This window comes from Gemmatimonadota bacterium (genome assembly GCA_016719105.1).
In the GTDB taxonomy this organism is placed as follows: domain Bacteria; phylum Gemmatimonadota; class Gemmatimonadetes; order Gemmatimonadales; family Gemmatimonadaceae; genus SCN-70-22.
Genome location: JADKAQ010000002.1, coordinates 167,285 through 185,841, shown reverse-complemented (window position 1 = coordinate 185,841; position 18,557 = coordinate 167,285). Strand labels below are relative to the sequence as shown.

14 protein-coding genes are annotated in these 18,557 nt (G+C 68.3%); 13 read left to right on the top strand and 1 reads right to left on the bottom strand.

All coding sequences use genetic code 11. From position 1 onward, the window contains the following. Positions 1 to 4: 4 nt before the first annotated feature. The gene (locus IPN47_04425; GenBank protein MBK9407292.1) at positions 5 to 805 is read right to left on the bottom strand and encodes a glycosyltransferase family 2 protein; all 801 of its coding nucleotides are present in this window, start codon (positions 803 to 805) and stop codon (positions 5 to 7) included. Positions 806 to 1,425: 620 nt separating this feature from the next. On the opposite strand from IPN47_04425, the gene IPN47_04420 reads away from it, so the two are divergent. The 13 genes from IPN47_04420 to IPN47_04360 all read left to right on the top strand — a co-directional run bounded on the left by IPN47_04420 (position 1,426) and on the right by IPN47_04360 (position 18,245). Beyond that, a complete protein-coding gene (locus tag IPN47_04420) occupies positions 1,426 to 2,748 on the top strand; it encodes a class I SAM-dependent methyltransferase (GenBank protein MBK9407291.1) in 1,323 nt (440 codons plus the stop codon). 4 nt (positions 2,749 to 2,752) lie between these two features. Further along, positions 2,753 to 3,523 carry a glucose-1-phosphate cytidylyltransferase gene (gene rfbF / locus IPN47_04415; protein MBK9407290.1) on the top strand — a complete coding sequence of 257 codons (771 nt, stop codon included), beginning with the start codon at positions 2,753 to 2,755 and terminating at the stop codon, positions 3,521 to 3,523. Further along, the gene (locus tag IPN47_04410) at positions 3,520 to 4,503 is read left to right on the top strand and encodes a GDP-mannose 4,6-dehydratase (protein ID MBK9407289.1); all 984 of its coding nucleotides are present in this window, start codon (positions 3,520 to 3,522) and stop codon (positions 4,501 to 4,503) included. The genes rfbF and IPN47_04410 overlap by 4 nt, the downstream gene beginning before the upstream one ends. After that, the gene (locus tag IPN47_04405) at positions 4,500 to 6,260 is read left to right on the top strand and encodes a glycosyltransferase family 39 protein (GenBank protein MBK9407288.1); all 1,761 of its coding nucleotides are present in this window, start codon (positions 4,500 to 4,502) and stop codon (positions 6,258 to 6,260) included. Before IPN47_04410 ends, IPN47_04405 begins: the two co-directional genes overlap by 4 nt. Continuing rightward, positions 6,253 to 7,182: a glycosyltransferase family 2 protein gene (locus IPN47_04400; protein MBK9407287.1), complete on the top strand. Its 930-nt coding sequence runs from the start codon at positions 6,253 to 6,255 to the stop codon at positions 7,180 to 7,182. The genes IPN47_04405 and IPN47_04400 overlap by 8 nt, the downstream gene beginning before the upstream one ends. Next, complete coding sequence (locus IPN47_04395) at positions 7,179 to 8,141, top strand: flippase-like domain-containing protein (GenBank protein ID MBK9407286.1); 963 nt, start codon at positions 7,179 to 7,181, stop codon at positions 8,139 to 8,141. Before IPN47_04400 ends, IPN47_04395 begins: the two co-directional genes overlap by 4 nt. Then, positions 8,134 to 9,558: an FAD-dependent oxidoreductase gene (locus IPN47_04390; protein ID MBK9407285.1), complete on the top strand. Its 1,425-nt coding sequence runs from the start codon at positions 8,134 to 8,136 to the stop codon at positions 9,556 to 9,558. Before IPN47_04395 ends, IPN47_04390 begins: the two co-directional genes overlap by 8 nt. 7 nt (positions 9,559 to 9,565) lie before the next feature. Continuing rightward, positions 9,566 to 11,131, top strand: a complete 1,566-nt coding sequence (locus tag IPN47_04385; GenBank protein ID MBK9407284.1) for a hypothetical protein — start codon at positions 9,566 to 9,568, stop codon at positions 11,129 to 11,131. A 40-nt stretch (positions 11,132 to 11,171) separates the two neighbouring features. Further along, on the top strand, positions 11,172 to 11,930 hold the full coding sequence (locus tag IPN47_04380) for a polyphosphate polymerase domain-containing protein (protein ID MBK9407283.1): 759 nt from the start codon (positions 11,172 to 11,174) through the stop codon (positions 11,928 to 11,930). Between the two features lie 76 nt (positions 11,931 to 12,006). Continuing rightward, complete coding sequence (locus IPN47_04375; protein ID MBK9407282.1) at positions 12,007 to 12,693, top strand: DUF4956 domain-containing protein; 687 nt, start codon at positions 12,007 to 12,009, stop codon at positions 12,691 to 12,693. After that, positions 12,693 to 13,862 carry a hypothetical protein gene (locus IPN47_04370; protein MBK9407281.1) on the top strand — a complete coding sequence of 390 codons (1,170 nt, stop codon included), beginning with the start codon at positions 12,693 to 12,695 and terminating at the stop codon, positions 13,860 to 13,862. Before IPN47_04375 ends, IPN47_04370 begins: the two co-directional genes overlap by 1 nt. Positions 13,863 to 13,881: 19 nt before the next feature. Then, positions 13,882 to 17,160, top strand: coding sequence for a right-handed parallel beta-helix repeat-containing protein (locus tag IPN47_04365; protein MBK9407280.1), 3,279 nt, complete (start codon positions 13,882 to 13,884; stop codon positions 17,158 to 17,160). Further along, positions 17,157 to 18,245, top strand: a complete 1,089-nt coding sequence (locus IPN47_04360) for a metallophosphoesterase (protein ID MBK9407279.1) — start codon at positions 17,157 to 17,159, stop codon at positions 18,243 to 18,245. The genes IPN47_04365 and IPN47_04360 overlap by 4 nt, the downstream gene beginning before the upstream one ends. Positions 18,246 to 18,557: the final 312 nt, after the last annotated feature.

The window sequence follows — 18,557 nt, the reverse complement described above, 5'->3', positions numbered from 1 at the left end:
GAGATCAGGGACGCCTGGGGACGGCGCGCGCAGTCGCGGCGCCGGGAGAGAACATCTCCTTCCACAGCTTGAGGCGCACGCGGCCGACCCCCTTGATGTCGTCCCATGCCGTCTTGACGATCTTCACGCGACTGTCGTCGTCCTCGAGCCACTGCACCGGGATGTCGGCAATGGTATAGCCCCGCTTCTCGGCGAGGACGAGCAGTTCGGTGTCGAAGAACCACCCCTGATCCTCGACCTGCGGGATCAAGTCGGCCATCGCCGCGCGGCTGATCGCCTTGAAGCCGCACTGCGCGTCGCTGAACGACGTCCACAGCACCGCCTTGATGAAGAGGTTGTAGCTGCGGGAAATGAACTCGCGCTTGAACGAGCGCGTCGTGCGAGAGTCCGGGAGGAGGCGCGATCCGGTGGCCAGATCGTAGCCGTCGACCACGATGGAATGCACCATCTTGGGGAGGGCGGCCAGCTCGGTCGAGAGGTCAACGTCGGTATAGCACATGACGTCGGCATCGCTCTGGCTCCACGACTGGCGCAGGGCGCGACCGCGACCGCGCTGCGGCAGCTGGAGGAAGCGAACGTCGTCGTGCGCGGCCGCCAGGTCCTTGGCCACACGGTCGGTGCCGTCGGTCGAGCCATTGTCCACGACCACGACACGCCAGCGGCAGGGCAGCGACTCGCTCAGGAACTGCCGCACGGTCGCAACGCTCTTTCCCAGAACGTGGGCCTCGTTCAACACCGGGATCACGACGTCGACGAGCAGATTTCGGTCCCACCCTCCGACTTCGTCAATCTGATAGACCGCCATCAGTTCGATCTCCTTGTGGTGCGTTCGAACGCCGCTCCATCCGCTGCGCCACCCATCGCCCGACGGATGCGCAGTAGCGCTGGCGTGGGTCGTTAAGCAAATGCCCGGCCACGAAACTTCTTGCCGCTTGGCTCGGCGACATCCCCGACCATGGCGAGAATCCGGCCACTGATTTCGGATCTCCTCGTTGCAGCTCATCGGGCCAAAAGCCGAATTCCTCTGCATGAATTGGCCAGCCTCGGCCGTTGCCGGGGGCGGATGGGGGCTCCGGCAGTCCCATTTTGACCGAATTCGCGGGTGGATGGGCGATGCGCGTGCGACGGCTGATGTGGTGATCGCGCCACACCTCAATTATTTACCCCTAGCCGAGCAGGACCGTCTCAGGGGACCGGAACTGGCGTCGACGGTCGGGCTGATGAGAGGGGGGAACTTTCACCCCCCTCCCCCGGCACCGGCCTTGCTGATGTGTCGATGCGTCACTGAAGTCGCGCGTGTCGGTTCGTCGAACACCCTCCGGTCGTGCCGGTCGCGCCTGCTCCCCCGCTCCGTTCCGTGTTCTCATCGATGCCCATGTTGCTCCGACGCCCCAATTCGCGCTCGCCCAAGCCGATTTCCGGAGCGTGCGCGCTCGCGTCGGCCGAGGGATTCCGGCGATGACGCTCTCGCCCACACCGGCGCCGAGCCGCTGGCAGGCCACCGACGGTAGGGGACATAGTGTCCATCACCTGCGCGCGACCTGCCGCGCGTGCAGCCAGTCGACCCTGCACCGAGTCCTGTCGCTGGGGGCGCAACCGCTGGCCAATGCGTTCCTGCGCGCTCCGACCGACGCCTCGCAGGAGGCGCGATTCCCGCTCGACCTCTATTTCTGCACGACGTGCTCGCTGGTGCAGCTGGCCGACGTGATCGACCCCGAAGTGCTCTTTGCCGAGTACATCTATGTGACGGGGACCTCGTCGACGATCGCGGCGCACAACAAGGAGTACGCGCGCACCGTGCACGACCGATTGCAGCTCGGCCGTGAGGACCTGGTCGTCGAGGTCGCGAGCAACGACGGATCGTTGTTGGGCTGCTTCAAGGAGTTCGGCGGACGGATCCTCGGCGTCGAGCCGGCGCGCAACATCGCGGCGCTCGCCGAATCGCGCGGGATTCCGACGGTCAACCGCTTCTTTGATGAGCGCGCGGGATCGGAGCTGCGCGCCTCGCATGGCAAGGCGCGCGCGGTGATCGGCAACAACGTGCTCGCCCATGTGGACGATACGCAGGGCTTCCTGCGGGGCGCTGCGACGCTGATCGATGACGACGGCGCGGTGATCGTCGAGGTTCCGTATGCGCGCGAGATGCTGCTGGGGACCGAGTACGACACGATCTATCACGAGCACCTGTGCTACTTCTCGGTGACCTCGCTCGCGCATCTGGCCGAGACGGTGGGGCTGGCCGTGGATGACGTGCAAGAGGTCCGGGTGCACGGTGGCTCGATCCGGGTCTGGTTCCGGAAGCGGAGCACGCACGGGGCACGCGCGCTGGAGATGATGGCAGAGGAGGCGTCGAACGGCTTGTCGACGCTGACGGCGTGGGAGGGGTTCGCCCGCCGCGCCTCGGAGCACCGTCGCGCATTGCGCATGATGCTGGAGGAGCTGCACGGTCGCGGAAAGGTGGTGGCCGGGTACGGCGCCCCCGCGAAGGGGAACACGATGCTGAACTACTGCGGCATCGACCCGACGCTCGTTCCCTATACGGTGGACCGGAATCCGCTCAAGGTCGGGACGTACACGCCGGGGATGCACATTCCGGTGCTCGACGCGAAGACGTTGCTGGAGCGGTCCCCCGACTACGTCCTGATCCTCGCGTGGAACTTCGCCGACGAGATCATGGAGCAGCAGCAGGCGTACCGGGATCGCGGGGGGCGCTTCATCGTCCCGATCCCGACACCGCGGATCGTCTGATCGCATGCGTGTCGTGATTCTCGCTGGCGGGAAGGGGACGAGACTGGCAGAGGAAACGTCCACGCGCCCGAAGCCGATGGTGGAGATTGGCGGGCGGCCGATCCTCTGGCACCTGATGCACTTCTTTGCCTCGCACGGGCACAAGGACTTCCTCGTGGCGTGCGGCTACAAGGGCGAGTACATCAAGCAGTACTTCCGCGACTTCGCGCTGCGCGAGAGCGACTTCTTCGTCGACCTGCGCGACGGTTCGCTGGACGTGGTGAACGGGTCGCGCCTGGACTGGAAGGTGGGGCTGGTCGACACGGGGCTGGAGACGATGACCGGCGGCCGCGTCCGTCGGCTGCAACGGTTCCTGCACGAGGGAGCGTTCTTCTGCACGTACGGCGACGGGCTCTCGGACGTCGACCTCGCGGCGCTGCTCGCCTTCCACAAGCGCCATGGCAAGCTGGCGACGGTCACGGCGGTGCGTCCGCCGGCACGCTTCGGCGGACTCTCGCTCGATGGCGACCAGGTGCACGCCTTCACCGAGAAGCCGCAGGCCGAGGGCGGGTGGATCAACGGCGGCTTCTTCATCTTCGAACCGAAGGTGCTCGACTACCTCGGCGACGATGAGACGATCCTCGAACGCGAGCCGCTCGAGCGGCTGGCGGGCGACGGTGAGCTCATGGCGTTCAAGCACGACGGCTTCTTCCAGCCGATGGACACGGTGCGCGAGCGCGACCTGCTGGAATCACTCTGGGCCAGCGGCCACGCGCCCTGGAAGAACTGGACATGACCTTCTGGAACGAACGCCGCGTCCTCGTGACCGGCGCCACGGGATTGTTGGGCTCGCACCTCGTCGCCGAACTGCTGCGCCGCAAGGCGTCGGTCGTGTGCCTCGTGCGCGACTGGGTGGCCGATAGCGAAGCGGTGACCTCGGGGACGCTGGGCAAGTGCCGCGTGGTACGTGGCGAGCTCGAAGACTACGAGACGACGCTGCGCGCGCTCAACGAGTACGAAATCGACACGGTGTTCCACCTCGGTGCGCAGACGATCGTGGGGACCGCCTCGCGGTCGCCGTTGTCGACCTTCGAGGCCAACATCAAGGGGACGTGGGTCCTGCTTGAGGCGGCGCGCCAGATGGCGGGGCGCGTGCAGCGCGTCATCGTGGCATCGAGCGACAAGGCGTATGGCGAGCACCCGGTGCTCCCCTACACCGAAGATGCGCCGCTCATCGGGCGCTACCCGTACGACGTCTCCAAGTCGTGCGCCGACCTGATCACGCTGTCGTACTTCCACTCGTACCGGCTGCCGGTCGCGGTCACGCGCTGCGGGAACCTGTACGGTGGCGGTGACCTCAACTTCAATCGCCTCATTCCGGGGACGATTCGCGCGGTGCTCAAGGGCGACTCGCCGGTGATCCGCAGCGACGGGACCTTCGTGCGCGACTACTTCTTCGTGCGCGATGCGGTGCAGGCGTATCTCGCGCTCGCCGAGCGGGTGCCCGAAGACGGCTTCATCGGCGAGGCGTTCAACTTCGGGACGGAGACGCCGCTGTCGGTGACGCAGATGGCGGGCGAGATCCTGCGCATCATGGGGCGTGAGGACCTGCAGCTGACGATCCTCAACCAGGCGTCCAACGAGATCTCGCGGCAGTACCTCGACTGTGCCAAGGCGCGCGCGCGCATGCAGTGGGCGCCCAACTGGACGCTCGACGATGCCTTGCGCGAGACCGTGGCCTGGTACCGCGACTACTTCCAGCGTCGGGAGACGTGAGCGGCGCGCGGATCTCCTCGCGTCCGTCGATCGCCTGGTGGGTTCTCGCCGCCGCGGCGGTCGCGGCGCTTGTCGTCCCGGGGTCGCTCGAGGGGCTCGCCCCTGAGCCGACCGCGGAGCATTTGCGGTTGGGCGCCTGGAGCCTCAAGGGGGCCCTGGTGCTGTTCGGCATCGGCGTGGTCGTCGTCGATCGCCTCACCTCGTGGTTCAACGCACGTCATCCCGCGCAGGCGACGCTGACGGCACCCTGGGATGGCGTCGAGCGCGTGGCGCTCGCGGCAGTGCTGATCGTCGCGCTGGCGCTGCGCCTCGTACACCTCGACGGCGGGCTCTGGATCGACGAGATCTCGACCCTGCTCACCTACGTCCGGCGCCCGATGCTGGAGACGTTCGTGGTGTACGACTCGCAGAACCAGCATCCGTTGTACACGCTGATGGCACAGGGGTCGATTGCGCTGTTCGGCGACACCCCGAGCGCCTTGCGCCTGCCGGCGGTGCTGCTCGGGGTGGCGAGCGTCGCGGCGTTCTACCGACTTGCGCGCCGCGTCGTCTCGCGGGAGGAGGCGCTGCTCGGCGCCGCGCTCCTGACCTGCTCGATGCACCATGTCTGGTTCTCGCAGAATGCGCGCGGTTATACCGGCCTCCTGGCGCTCTCGCTGGTCGCGACCGAGGCGCTGCTGCGCCTGGTGCGACGCGAGGGGAGCGTCCGTCAGCTGGCCTGGGTCTACGCCCTGAGCATGGGGCTGGCCACCTGGGTGCACCTGACGGGGGCGCTGATCGCGGTGGGGCATGCGGTGATCCTGCTCCTCCTGCTCGTCGCGCCCCGCCTGGTTGGCGCCCCGTCCACGCCGGGCACCGAGCGGGGCGATGCCACGCGCGACGTGGTCGTTCCCGGACTGGCGGCGATCGGGCTAGCCGCGCTGGTCTCGATTCTCCTGTATTCACCGGTCCTCCCCCAGCTTCCGGACGCGATCCTGAACGCCCCGCCGACCGTTCCCGTGGCGGAGGGGGCGGCTCCCGCGTCCATCGTGTGGAAGAACCCGCTCTGGTTCGTGACCGAGTTGATGGCGCGACTGGCGGCGGGGGTCCCGGGGGGGATGGTCGCCGTGGTCCTGGCGCTCGTCGTCCTGGCGGCCGGCGTGCTCTCGCTGCTCAAGGCACAGCGGCTGCTCCTGGCGCTCATGATCATGCCGATGGTCTCGACGATCGGGGTGATGATGGCGACCAAGCACAACTTGTGGCCCCGCTTCTTCTTCTTTGCCGCGGGGTTTGCGGTGCTGTTGGCCATGCGCGGCGGCTTCGCGCTGGTGGGGTGGGGGGCGTCGGCGGTGCGTCGCGAGGCGATGCCGCTGGCGCGTCGCGTGGCCATCGCCGGGGCATCGGCGGTGGTCGTGGCCAGTGCCTTCACGGTCCCGCGCGCCTGGGGGCCCAAGCAGGATTTCACGGCCGCGGCGGACTTCCTGCGGCAGCGGTCGGTGCCCGGGGACGCGGTGGTGACGTTAGGCGTGACGAACGAACCGATCCGGCACTACCTCGGCGTCGCCGCCGATTCGCTGGAGCGGGTGGAGGAATTGCAGCAAGTGGAAGCCGCGCACGCGCGCACCTGGGTGGTGGTCACCTTCCCGGTGTTGTTCGAGGCGCGGCAGGCCGACGTGGCCGAATGGTTGCGTGGCCGCTACGACACTGCCGCGGTGTTTCCGGGGAGTGTCGGGGGTGGAGCTATCGTCGTTCTCGTCCGGGACAAGTCACGTGCCTGATCACGCATTGCAGGGTTCACTTCAGGGCTCCGTCGTCGAGATCGTCGACACGTCATTCCCCGCCGCGCCGCGCCAGGTGTCGGTGGTGATTCCTGCGTACAACGAAGGGCCGCACGTCGCCGACCAGGTGCGCGACGTCGATGCGGTCATGCAGAAGAGCGGGTGGACGTACGAGATCATCGTCGTGGACGACGGATCGAAGGACGACACGTCGGCCAACGCCGCGAAGACGCCGGCGCGCGTGCTGCGTCGCGCGCGCAACCAGGGCTATGGCGCCGCGCTCAAGCTTGGCATCCGCCACGCGCAGTACGACTGGATCCTGATCACCGATGCCGACGGGACGTATCCGGTCGCCGCGATCCCCGAGATCCTGGCGCGCGCCGAGGTGAACGACATGGTCGTCGGCGCGCGCGTGGGGGCCGAAGTCAGCATTCCGTGGGAGCGTCGTCCCGCCAAGTGGTTCCTCAAGAAGCTGGCGAGCTACCTGGCCGAGCGTGACCTGGTGGACATCAACTCCGGGCTGCGCCTCATGCGCAAGAAGCTGGTGGAGCGGTACGAGTTCCTCCTGCCGCAGGGCTTCTCGTTCACGACGACGATCACGCTGTCGTGTGCGTGCAACGGACACGCGATGGAGTACGTCCCGATCGACTACGCGGCGCGCCTGGGGAACTCGAAGATCCGCGCGCGGCACGCGTACGACTTCACGCTCCTGATCGTGCGGACGATCGTGTACTTCAATCCGCTCAAGGTCTTCCTCCCGGTGGGGGCCGCGCTCTTTGTCGCGGGGCTGGCGAAGCTCGGCTACGACATCTACAAGGACAACCTCTCCGAGAGCGCCGTGCTGGCGTTCCTCGGGGCGATGCTGGTGTGGGCGGTCGGGCTGCTGGCCGACCAGAACCAGCGCATTTCGCAGAAGCGATGAAGGGACGTACCAAGGCCGCCGTCAGCATCGGGCTGCTCGCCCTCCTCTTCTGGGTCCTCCCCTGGGCCCAGCTCGAGGAGGCGTTCCGGCGCCTGTCGCTGCGCGTGTGGCTGGGACTCCTGGCCGGCTTCATCGCCGGACACCTGCTGGGCGTGGTGAAGTGGCGGACCGTAGTGAACGCGGGGCGGGCCAAGCTGGGCTTTCGCGATGCGGTCATGTGCTACGGGGCCGGGCTCTTCACCAACCTGTGCCTGCCGACGATCGTCGGCGGCGACATCCTGCGCCTGACGATGGCGTCGAAGATCACGCGCAACCCGGCGGCGGTGGCGTTAGGCGGGGTGACCGACCGCCTGTCGGACATCCTGGCGCTGGGGATCCTGCTGGCGCTGGGGCTCCTGCTGTCGACCGACCAGCTGCCCGGGTTGTGGGGGCAGGTGATCACGGTGGTCGTGGTGGTGGGGGCGGTACTGGCGATGGCTGGGCTCCCGTTCGTGCTGCAGCGCCCGCTCAAGTCGTGGCCGCGCAAGTGGCGGCGTCCCATCGGGCGGTTGCTGGTGGCGCTGCGCCATTCGTGGAAGACCCCCTCGGCGCTGGCGACGGCGCTCACGCTCTCGCTGGCGATCCAGGGGGGCTTCGTCCTGCTGAACGTCGCGCTCGGGCGCGCGATCGGGATCGACCTCGACGTCTCCGTCTGGCTCATCGCCTGGCCGGCGGCGAAGGTGGCCGGGTTGCTGCCGATCAGCCTTGGTGGGCTGGCGGTGCGCGAGGCCTCGCTGGCCGCCCTGCTTCTCCCCTTTGGAGTCCCGGCCGCCACCGGTGTGGCGGCGTCGCTCATCTGGCAGACGGTGCTGATCGGCGGTGGACTGGCGGGCGGTGCCACCTGGGTGGCCCTCCGTCCCTCGAACGGCAACTCCGACTCGTTCTCCGCCAATCCGAAGGTTCACGCCCAGAATGTCTGATCCGCGCATCCTCATCCTCGGCGCCGGCCCTGCCGGACTCGGGGCGGCGCTGCAGCTGCACCGTCGCGGTCGCGGCCACGCGACCGTCATCGAGCAACACGCCATCCCCGGCGGCAACGCCTCGAGCTTCCCGTTTGGCGGTCAGCGCCTCGACTACGGGAGCCACCGCCTGCATCCGTCGAGCGATCCCGACATCCTGGCCGACATCAAGGGGTTGTTGGGCGACGACCTGCTGGACCGACCGCGGCACGGGCGCATTCGCCTGCGCGGCAAGTGGATCCACTTCCCGCTCAAGCCGGCCGACCTGCTGCTGCGCCTGGACAAGGGGTTCGCCATTTCGTCGAGCGTGGACATGGCGCGCAAGGCGTTGGGGCTGACGGGGACGCCTGACGACAACTTCGCCGGCGTGTTGTGGAACAGCCTCGGACCCACGATCTGCCGCGACTTCTACTTCCCGTACGCGCGCAAGATCTGGGGGCTGGAGCCGGAGAAGCTCTCGGCCGTGCAGGCGCGCAAGCGCGTGAAGGCGTCGTCGTTCGGCGGATTGATGAAGAAGGTCTTTGGCGCGCTCCCCGGACTCAAGAAGCCGGGGACTGGGCGCTTCTTCTATCCGCGCCAGGGGTTCGGACAGATCTGCGACGCGTATGCGGCCGCCGCGCAGCAGCAGGGGGCATCGATCCTCTACTCGCATCGCGTGGAGCAGGTCATCCCGCCGTCGACCGATCGGGCTCCGTGGACCGTGCTGGCCAGGGGCGAGCACGGGACCGAGCAGCTGCAAGGTGACTACCTCTGGTCGACCATTCCGATCACGGCGGTCGCGAGCGCGTACCAGGGGGAGATCCCGGCGTCGGTCCCGGCGGCCGCGGCGGCGATCCGCTACCGCGCGATGATCCTCGTGTACGTGCAGCTCGACGTGGAGCAGTTCACGGAATACGACGCACACTACCTCCCCGAAGCCGGGGTGAAGATCACACGCCTGTCGGAGCCCAAGAACTACCGCGACGCGGTCCCGCCTACCGGCAAGACGGTGTTGTGCGCGGAGCTGCCGTGCGAGGTGGACGACGAGGTGTGGCGCCTGGATGATGCGGCGCTGGGGCGCCTGGTGGCGGCGGACCTGCAGACGGTGGGGCTGCCGCTCGCACGGCCGCCCATCGCGGTGTTCACGCGCCGCCTCAAGCAGGCGTACCCGATCTACCTCACGGGCTACCAGGAGCACTTCGACGCGCTCGACCGGTGGGCCGACTCGCTGCCACGCTTCCTGACCTACGGGCGCCAGGGGCTCTTTGCCCACGACAACACGCACCACGCGCTGCGCATGGCGTACGCCGCGGTGGAGTGCATGGGCGCCGCCGGATTCGACGAGGGGCGGTGGCGCGAGTACCGCCGGGACTTCGAGACGCATGTCGTCGAGGACTGATCGCGTCATGTCCACGACTCCGGCCTCGAGCACCCCGGCACGCGCCGCGACGCCCCGGACCCCGGGGATCCAGTGGCGCCTGTTCCTCACGTGCTGGGTGATCTTCTGCCTGCACTTCGCGACCGACTTCGTGCGCGAGCACTTCCTCGTCACGAGCATCGTCGACGACCGCTCGTTCGACCTGGGGCGGTACTACGAGATGCACCCGGACATCTTCCGGAATCCGCCGGAGGCCCCGCACGGCGGGGTGCACCACGGCGCCAATCCCGGGATGTCGATGATCGGCGCGATTCCGTACGCGCTGTTCAAGCCGTTGGTCGACGTGGTGGTCGAGAAGGAGCTGGCGGGACGCAAGGGGCTGGCCGGGGACGACGCGGCGTACAAGGACTCCCGCGCCAAGCGCATGGAGTTCTACCGTCGCGCCCGCGAATTGGGCGTCGATGTTCGCTTCGGCTTGTTAGGCTTCATCACGATGGTCTTCTGCATGGCCCCGCTCTCCGCGCTGAGCGCAGTGATCGTCATGCGGCTCCTGATGGGGATGGGCTGGAGCGAACGCGCCAGCCTCTGGCTGTCGTTCGCCTACGCGTTCTGTACGCCGATCCTGTTCCGCACCGCGTACCTCAACCAGAACATCGGGATCGGGCTGTTCGGGATCATGGGGCTGGCCGTGCTCTGGGATCCGCTGCGCACCGCGTCGCAGCGCTGGTCGTGGCGCATGCGCCTGATGGCGTCGGGTTTCCTGGGAGGCGTCTGCTTCCTCTCGGACTACAGCGGTGCCATCACGTGCGGGCTGATCGGGGTGTATGCCGTGTGGCGGGCGATGGAGGAGCGCGGGTGGGGCGACGTCATTCCCACGGGGCTGTGGTACACGCTCGGCGCGCTCCCCCCGATCGTCATGCTCTGGTTCTACCAGTGGGCATCGTTCGGCAACGCCTTCCTGCCGCCGCAAAACTGGATGCCGCCGGTGGAGTGGATCGAGGTGGGCTACAAGGGCGTGGGAGGGCCGCAGCCGGATCTCTTCTGGATGCTGCTCGCCGACACGCGCTTCGGACTCTTCACCACCTCGCCCTTCCTCCTGCTGGCGTTGGCGTGGCCGTTCTACGCCTGGCGCGGACAGACGCGGCTGCCGCGTCGTGAAGCGCTGCTGTGCGCGGCCATCACGTTGGCGTACGTGGTCTTCTTCAGTGCGGTGCAGTACACGCGGCTGCAGTGGGTGACAGGGATCCGCTATCTCATGCCGGTGATCCCGTTCCTCTTCCTGCTGGCGGTGGATGTCGTGCGCGTCGTGCCGCGCACCGTGGCGGCGGTCGCGCTGGCCGCCGGCTTCCTCGTGGACTGGTCGCTGGCCATGACGCGCAGTCAGGCCGGCGTGCTGCAGGCGATCAACACGGTACTGCACGAGGGGCTCTCGCTCCCGGTCGTGACGACACTCTCGAAGATGACGGCGAGCTACCTTCCGTTCCGATTGACGGCATGGCCGCTGTACGTCGTCGCCGCACTCATGGTCCTGGCCATCTGGACCATTCGGCGTCCCGGGCGCCAGGCGTTCGCGAAGCACCTTTCGGCCGCGTAGCCCACGCGCGGTCCTTGACCGACCACCCGCAGCCCTTCCCGTGCTGACACCGGCGCTCCCCAAGGCATCCGCACTCTCGTCAGGCGAACGCCAGACGATGAATCGGTTCGAGGTCAAGTACCTCGTACCGACGCGGAGCGTGCCGGAGCTCCTGGAGGAGTTTGCCCCGTACACCAAGCCCGACGCGCACTCGCCGGAGTGGGGCTACACGATCAGCTCCGTGTACTGGGACACGCCGGACTTCCAGTTCTTCTGGGAGAAGGTCGAGGGGGTGAAGTACCGCCGGAAGCTGCGCTTTCGCCGGTACGGCACGTCGACGGACGTCTTTGTGGAGATCAAGCAGCGCGAGGACCGGACGCTGCAGAAGCGCCGCCTGCGCTGGCCACTCGAGCAGGTGATCGCGGCCTTCGGCGACGGTGCGAGCCGCGTGAACTGGGCGCTGGTGGAGGGCGACCCGGTGGCGACCGAGGCGGCGCTGATGATCGAGCGACTGCGCCTCGCGCCGCGCATGGCGATTCGCTACCGGCGCCGCGCGCTCTTCGGGCAGTTCGACCCCGAGTTGCGCATCACGTTCGATGGGCGGATCCAGTACCACCCGACCGACTTCTCGCTGTCGCGCCCGTTCGAGGAGGGGCGCTACGTGATCGACCCGCGCGTGACGGTCCTCGAGTTCAAGTACGACCACCGCGCCCCCATCTGGCTCACCAAGGCCATTTGCCGGCGCGGGCTCAAGATCGTCCGCATGTCGAAGTACTGCTCGGCGGTCGACCAGTACTATTACGGCGGCCAGAACACCTAACGCACGCTCAACGCTCGCTCAACGCACACTCAACGGGCCCCCGGGCCCTGCCCTACCCCACACACGGAGAACCCCTTTGGACGAGTTCCTGCGCCAGGGAGCGCCGACCGGCAACACCTTCGGGCTCGTGGAAGTGTTCGTGGCCCTCGGGCTGAGCTTCGTGCTCTGCCTGATGCTCGCGTACTTCTACCGCCAGTCGCACCGCGGCCTCTCCTACTCGGTGTCGCTGGTGCACGCGATGGTGCTGCTCGGCGTCACCGTCTCGATCATCATGCTGATCATCGGCAGCAACATCGCCCGCGCGTTCACGCTGGTGGGGGCGCTGTCGATCATCCGCTTCCGCAACCCCGTCAAGGACTCCCGCGACGTCGCCTTCATCTTCATGGCGATGGCGATCGGGATGGCGGTGGGGACCGGCTTCTACACCACCGCGGTGGTCTACACCTTCTTTGCCTGTGGCGCGGCCTACGGTATGGCGCGCTTCGGCATCGGGAGCTCGACGCGCAAGGAGCAGCTGCTCAAGGTGCACGTCCCCGCGTCGCTCGACTACGGCAAGGCGTTCAACGAGCTGTTCTACCGCTCGCTGCGCGAGTACTCGCTGCTGAGCGTGGAGACGCTGCGCGACGGGACGCTGGTCGAGCTGATGTACTCGGTGGAGTTCAAGCCGGGCACATCGGATTCGGCGTTCGTCGATGAGCTGCGCAAGGTGTCGGGCGGTGGCCAGGTCGCGCTCCTCACGGGGCGGGAGAACATCGACGTCTGATGACGCAGGTGGTGGAGTCGGTCGCAACGCCGTCGTGGGTCCTCTTCTTCCGTCGCCACGAGCGACGGCTGGCGGCGCTGTGGCTGGTCTTCACCTTCTGCTGCGTCGCCGGGACGCTCGTGCGCCCGGTGCGCGTGCGCGTCCTCACGACCATGGCCTCGCTGGTGGACCGCTGGGATGGGCGCTGGAACCGGCGCCTCGCCGCGGGGGTCGCGCTGTACCAGCGCGGTGACTACGAAGGGGCGGTCACCTACCTCTCGCGACTGGACCGCATCTTTCCGGCGCGCTCCAACCGTCACGGGCGCGACAAGGAACGCGAGTACCTGCTGCGCCTCCTGGCGCTGAGCTACGAGAAGTCCGGGCGGACCACGCGCGCGATGGCGACGTGGGAGCGGCTCGTCGCCTTCGACTCGCTCAACTACGAGAACCACTTCGGCTACGCCCAGGCGGCCGAACGCTTGCTGAGCGGGTGGGCGCTGGCCGAAGAGGCGCGCAATGGCTACGCCGCGACGCTCGGCACGTATCCCGCGCACCTCCCCGCTGTGCGCGGCTACATCGACTACTACATGGATCGCGGCGAGTTCCAGCCGGTGGTGGCCGCGTGGGAAGCATACCTCGACGCCTTCTTCCCGCAGCGCGTCACCGTCACGTTAGGCGACACCGCGATCAGCGTGCTCGTTCCCACGGACGGGCGTGCGCACGACGTGGAGGTCGCCTTCGCGCGCCCCGTCGACGGCGCGGACTCCCTGCGCATCCGCACCGGCGGCTTCGCCATCGCCCTGGACTCGGCGGCGGTGCTGACCGCGTCGCGCGTCGGCACGCCGGGTGGACGCGCGCGCCACTCACTCGATGTGGGGGCCACGGTGGCCCCGGACATGGCGCGCGACACGATCGCCTGGCTCCCCAATGACACCACGGCAGCGCTCACGCTCCCGGTGGCGTCGATCGATGGACCGATCACCCGCGTGCAGCTGCGCGTGCGCCTCTTCAAGCCGGCGGACGCGGCGCTGTGGGGGATCGTCGCCAAGAGCTATCGCAACCTGCTGGCGTGGCCCGCGCTCGCCGCCTCGCGTGAACGGACCGCCGTCTTTGCATCTGACGACGCGGCCGATCGCCTGTACGCCTCGCCGCGCTGGCTGCCGCCGGGCCTGCCGCCGGACGCGCCATGAGGACCCCACGAGGAACCCCATGAGCGCGCCCTCCTCGCCAGACGTCCGGCTCCCCGCGAATACGGCGGGTGCACGCACCGCGGCCGGTGCTCGCCCGTCGCTGCTCCGGCGCGCGTGGGAGGGGCTGCGCTTTCGCGACGCCCTGCTCCTCTCGATCCTCCCGCTCACCGGCCTCGTCTTCCTGTATGGCGCGGCGGTGCGGGACTATGCGAACAGCAAGGACTACGACGACTACTTCGCCAACGGTCGCTCCATCCTCTCGCTGTTTGGCGCGCGGGTCGACGGCGTGCGATCGCTCCCACAGAGCCTGCGACTCCGCGACCGCCTCTCGCCCGACGACGCCGCCCCCGGCGTGATTCGCCTCGAGCTTCCCGCCGAGCGGTGGGACTCGATGGAGGTGGACGCCGACGGAAAGTGGGGGGAGTGGCTCGATGCCGACCTCCGCTACGGCAAGTCGCTCATCGGCGCGCGTATCCGCAAGCGCGGCGACAACAGCGTGCATTGGCTCACCGAGAAGCGCAGCATGACGGTGCGCACGCCGCGCGACGACTTTTACAAGCGCTTCCGCCAGTTTGGCCTCTCGGCCAAGGATGTCGTTCCCTCGTACCTGGCCAACCGCCTGTCGCAGGAGTTCGGGCTCCTCGCCCCCTCCACCGACCTGACGGCGCTCTACCTCAACAACCGCTTCTACGGGACGTATCGCTTTGTCGAGGTGGTCGACGAGTCGTTCCTCCGGCCCTTCAACCGGATGCCGGGGAACATCTTCAGCGGCGACGCCGCCGAGCGTGGCTCGTACTACAAGGGGCAGAACCGCAACATCTTCGAGAACGTCATCCCCTGGAAACGCGCGTCGGCCAACGACCGCGTGACCTCGGCCGGGACCGGGCAGCTGCGCCTGCTGCTCGAGGACGTCGCCGGGACGACGTTCGCCGACCACGAACGACTGATGCGTCGCGTGGATCGTGGCGAGTTCGCGCGACTCTTCTCCTACCAGTTCCTCGTCGGTGACCCGTACCACGACGACGCGGTTCACAACCAGCTGATCTACGAGGATCCGTCGACGCAGTTGCTGCACCCCATTCCGTGGGACACGCGCCTGCTCGACCTCTCGGTACCGCAGCACCCGGTGAACCCGTGGTACCAGGCGTTGATGCGCGACCCGTTCGTGCTCGACTCGGTGATGCGCGACGTGGCCGGCCGCGTGCGCGACGACGCGATCCTGTCGCGCGCCGACACGCTCGTGCGGTCGGCGGAGCGGCGCTATGCATCGTACCTCGCGTACGACCGGCTGCGGGGAGAGTTGATCCCGAGTGTGGGGAGCGCCGACGAATCGATGCGCCTCCTGCACAAGAATGCCTCGATCCTGCGCCGCCGGATGCAATCGGACTCCGTGGTGTTCGCGGCGACCGCGTCGGCCGAGGGGATGGTGCTCGACTTCGAGACGCGCGGCTGGGTTGGCGCCGACCTCGTGGCCTTCGCCGTGGATGCGGCGCCCACCGGCGCGGTGTCGCTTCGTCTCGACCGCAACCTCAACGGAGCGCTCGACGCGGGCGACCCGGCGGTGGCGGTGACCGTCGCACGCGAGGGAACTGGCGCACGGCTGCAGCTGTCGAGCGCCGTCACGCTCTACCCGGGGTGGGAGCCCGCGGGGAAGGAAGTGTTGCGCGGGCACATGCCCTATCGCCTCTTCCTGTCGGGCGTCGCCCCGTCGACCGCGCTCACGCCCGTGCTGGTGAATCGCGCCACGGGAAGCGCGTCGGCGCTGGGCGCCTGGGAATCCGGGGCGCTGGTGCGCGAGGGGACGGCGTGGCATCCCTGGCGCTTCACCGAGCGCCGCCCCACGACACACCGCCTCGCCGGCGACGTGCGCCTCGCGCAGACGCTCGTCATCCCGGCGGGCGACACGCTCGTGATCGAACCGGGGACGACCATTCGGCTGGCGCCTGACCAGTCGCTGGTGTCCCACGGGCGCGTGCTGGCGGTGGGGACCGAGTCACGTCCCATTCGCATCATGCCCGAGCAGGCCGGCGTCCCGTGGGGGACGTTCTCGCTGCAGGGGCATGGTGCCGACAGCAGCCTGCTGCACTGGGTCGAGGTGGCGCAGGGGGGAGGCGCCATCGTCGATCGTGTCGAGTACATCGGGATGTTCAACATCCATCGCGCCGACGGCGTGGTGATCGAGCACTCGACGTTCCGCGACAACCTGCGCAGCGACGACACGTTCCACGCGCTGCACTCTCGCTTCTACCTGCGCCACTCGTCGGTGCTGCGTGCCAATTCCGACGCGATCGACCTCGACATTTCCAGCGGGGAGCTGGTGAACAACGTGATCGAGAACTCCGGCGGCGATGGCATCGACCTGATGTCGTCCACGCCGCGCATCATCGGCAACCGTGTGAGCGGTTCCGGCGACAAGGGGATCTCGATCGGCGAGGCGAGCACGCCGTTCGTCTTCAACAACGACGTCTTCCGTTGCAGCATCGGGATCGAGGTGAAGGACCGCTCGGATCCCATTCTTCTGCACAACCGCGTCGTCGACAACAGGACCGGGCTGCGCGAGCGCCGCAAGAACTGGCGCTACGGCGGGGGTGGGTGGTCGACGGTGGCACAAACGATCTTCAGCGGCAACAAGGTGCCGCGCGTGCGCGACGAGTTCTCGCGCCTCACGCTGGCGAGCGTCGCGGGGCTCGACTCGGCCGGCAGCGCCACCGTCGCGGAGACCGGCGACCTGTCCTGGCTGTACCGGATGGAGGGGGTGCAGCCACCGTCCGGTGCAACGCCGGGGCTCCTCAGTGCGTGGAGCGCGGCGTCGCCGATCCTTCCCATCGACGAGCAGACGTTCACCGACAACTTCGCCGACGTGTCGGGTGGGTGGATCGGCAGCGGTGGGACCTCGCGCGTCGAGAAGCGGCGCGACGCCCTGATCGTGGAGGCCCAACGCGCGGCCGGTTCGGTCGCGCGCCCCGTCCGCTGGTCGCTGCCTAACGGCGGGACGCTCATCCTGGAAGTGGCCGGTCGCGACCTGGGGCGCTCGCGCGTCGTGGTGCGCGGTGCGGGCCGCGATGTCATCGCCCCGATCACCGTGGGGCGCGACCCCGAGACCGCGCGCTTCGTGACGGTGGAACTCCCCGCGGGCTCGTATCGCCAGGTGTCCATCGAGTTGTCGCCCGTCCCGGGGCTCACCAGCGTCGATGAGGCGACCGGACTCACCGTGCCGCGCGGCGGTCGACTCGACCTGCGCGGCTACCGGGTCGTTCCCGCCGGGTCGGGCTCCCTTCCTGCCTCCAGGATCCCATGAGACGCTCGCATCGTTGGCTCGCCGCGCTGCTCTGCTCGGTCACCGCAACGCCGGCCGCAGCGCAGGTCCCGGCCGCCAACCCGTTCGCCGTGCCGGCGTCCGTGCCGGCCCCCAAGGTCTCGGGCTCGTACTCGTTCGTCGTGCTCGGGCACCTGCGCGGTGACGCCAAGGGGCCGAATGCCAAGATGCCGGAACTCGTGGCGGAGGTGCGCAAGCTTCGCCCCGCCTTCCTCGTCCTCACCGGCGACGCGATCTGGGGCGACATCGACGCCACGCCCATCGATCCCGCGTCGTTGCACCGCCAGTGGGATTACATCGACTCGTCGCTGGCGACCGTTGGTGTCCCGGTGTATCGCGTGCCGGGCAACCACGACATCAGTGATCTGGTCAGCCGTGACGTGTACCGGCAGCGCTATGGTCTGCCGCCGCAGGCCGTGACGGTCGGTGACGCGCGGCTCCTGCTCCTCTCGAGTGCGTGGATCCCGGCCGACGGCGACACCCGTCGCATGCCCTACACGCGCACAACGGACCTGGATGCCACGCACAAGGCGTGGCTCAAGACCGAGCTGGCGAAGCCCGGCTTCGCGCACACCTTCGTCTTCATGCACCACCTGCTCTGGTGGGAGCCGGACAGCAGCGCGTGGTGGCGCGAGTTGCACCCGGCGCTCGCGCGCGCCGGTGTCGACGCCGTCTTCTCGGGCGATTACGGCCCGCTCAAGTTCTCGACGATGACGCGGGACAGCGTGCAGTACTTCCAGAGCTCCATCGAGGACAACGTCTCGACGGGGATCCAACGCATGCGCCTGGCGAGCCGCATCCTGTCCAGCAACTTCGACAACTATCTCGAGGTCCACGTGGACGGCCCCGCGGTGGAGGTCGAGGTGCACACGGTGGCCGAGGTCTCGTCCGGGCAGTTCACCCCGCAGCGATATGCGATCGTGAATGAGCCGCTCCCGCCACCGCCGCTCTGGAATCGCCTGCTGACGCACGTGGGGCGCAAGCGTCTCGCCGCGGCCGCGGCGGGAGTCCTGGTGCTCTTCGGCATCGGGGTGCTCCTCGGGCGCGCGTCCCGACGCCCCGCCTAACGACTTGCCCCGCCTTCCGGCGGGGCGCTCCCGCGAACCATCGACAAACGCCCGGCACCTGTTGCCGGGCGTTTCGCGCAGGCACCCCGGTCGTCTCGTCCGGGGGCGATGCTCAGGTACGGTGGCACGAATCATGGACATGAGCGGCGCGTGGTCGTTCGTGGCATCGTCACTTCGCGCGTGGGTGTTGGGCGGATCCGCCACTCAACCGCCCGCATGACCCGCACTACACGTTTTTCGGGGCTTCCTGTGATGATTCGTACCCGGGCTGGAACGGTCATGATGGCCGGCATCGCCCTCGCTGTAGCGTCG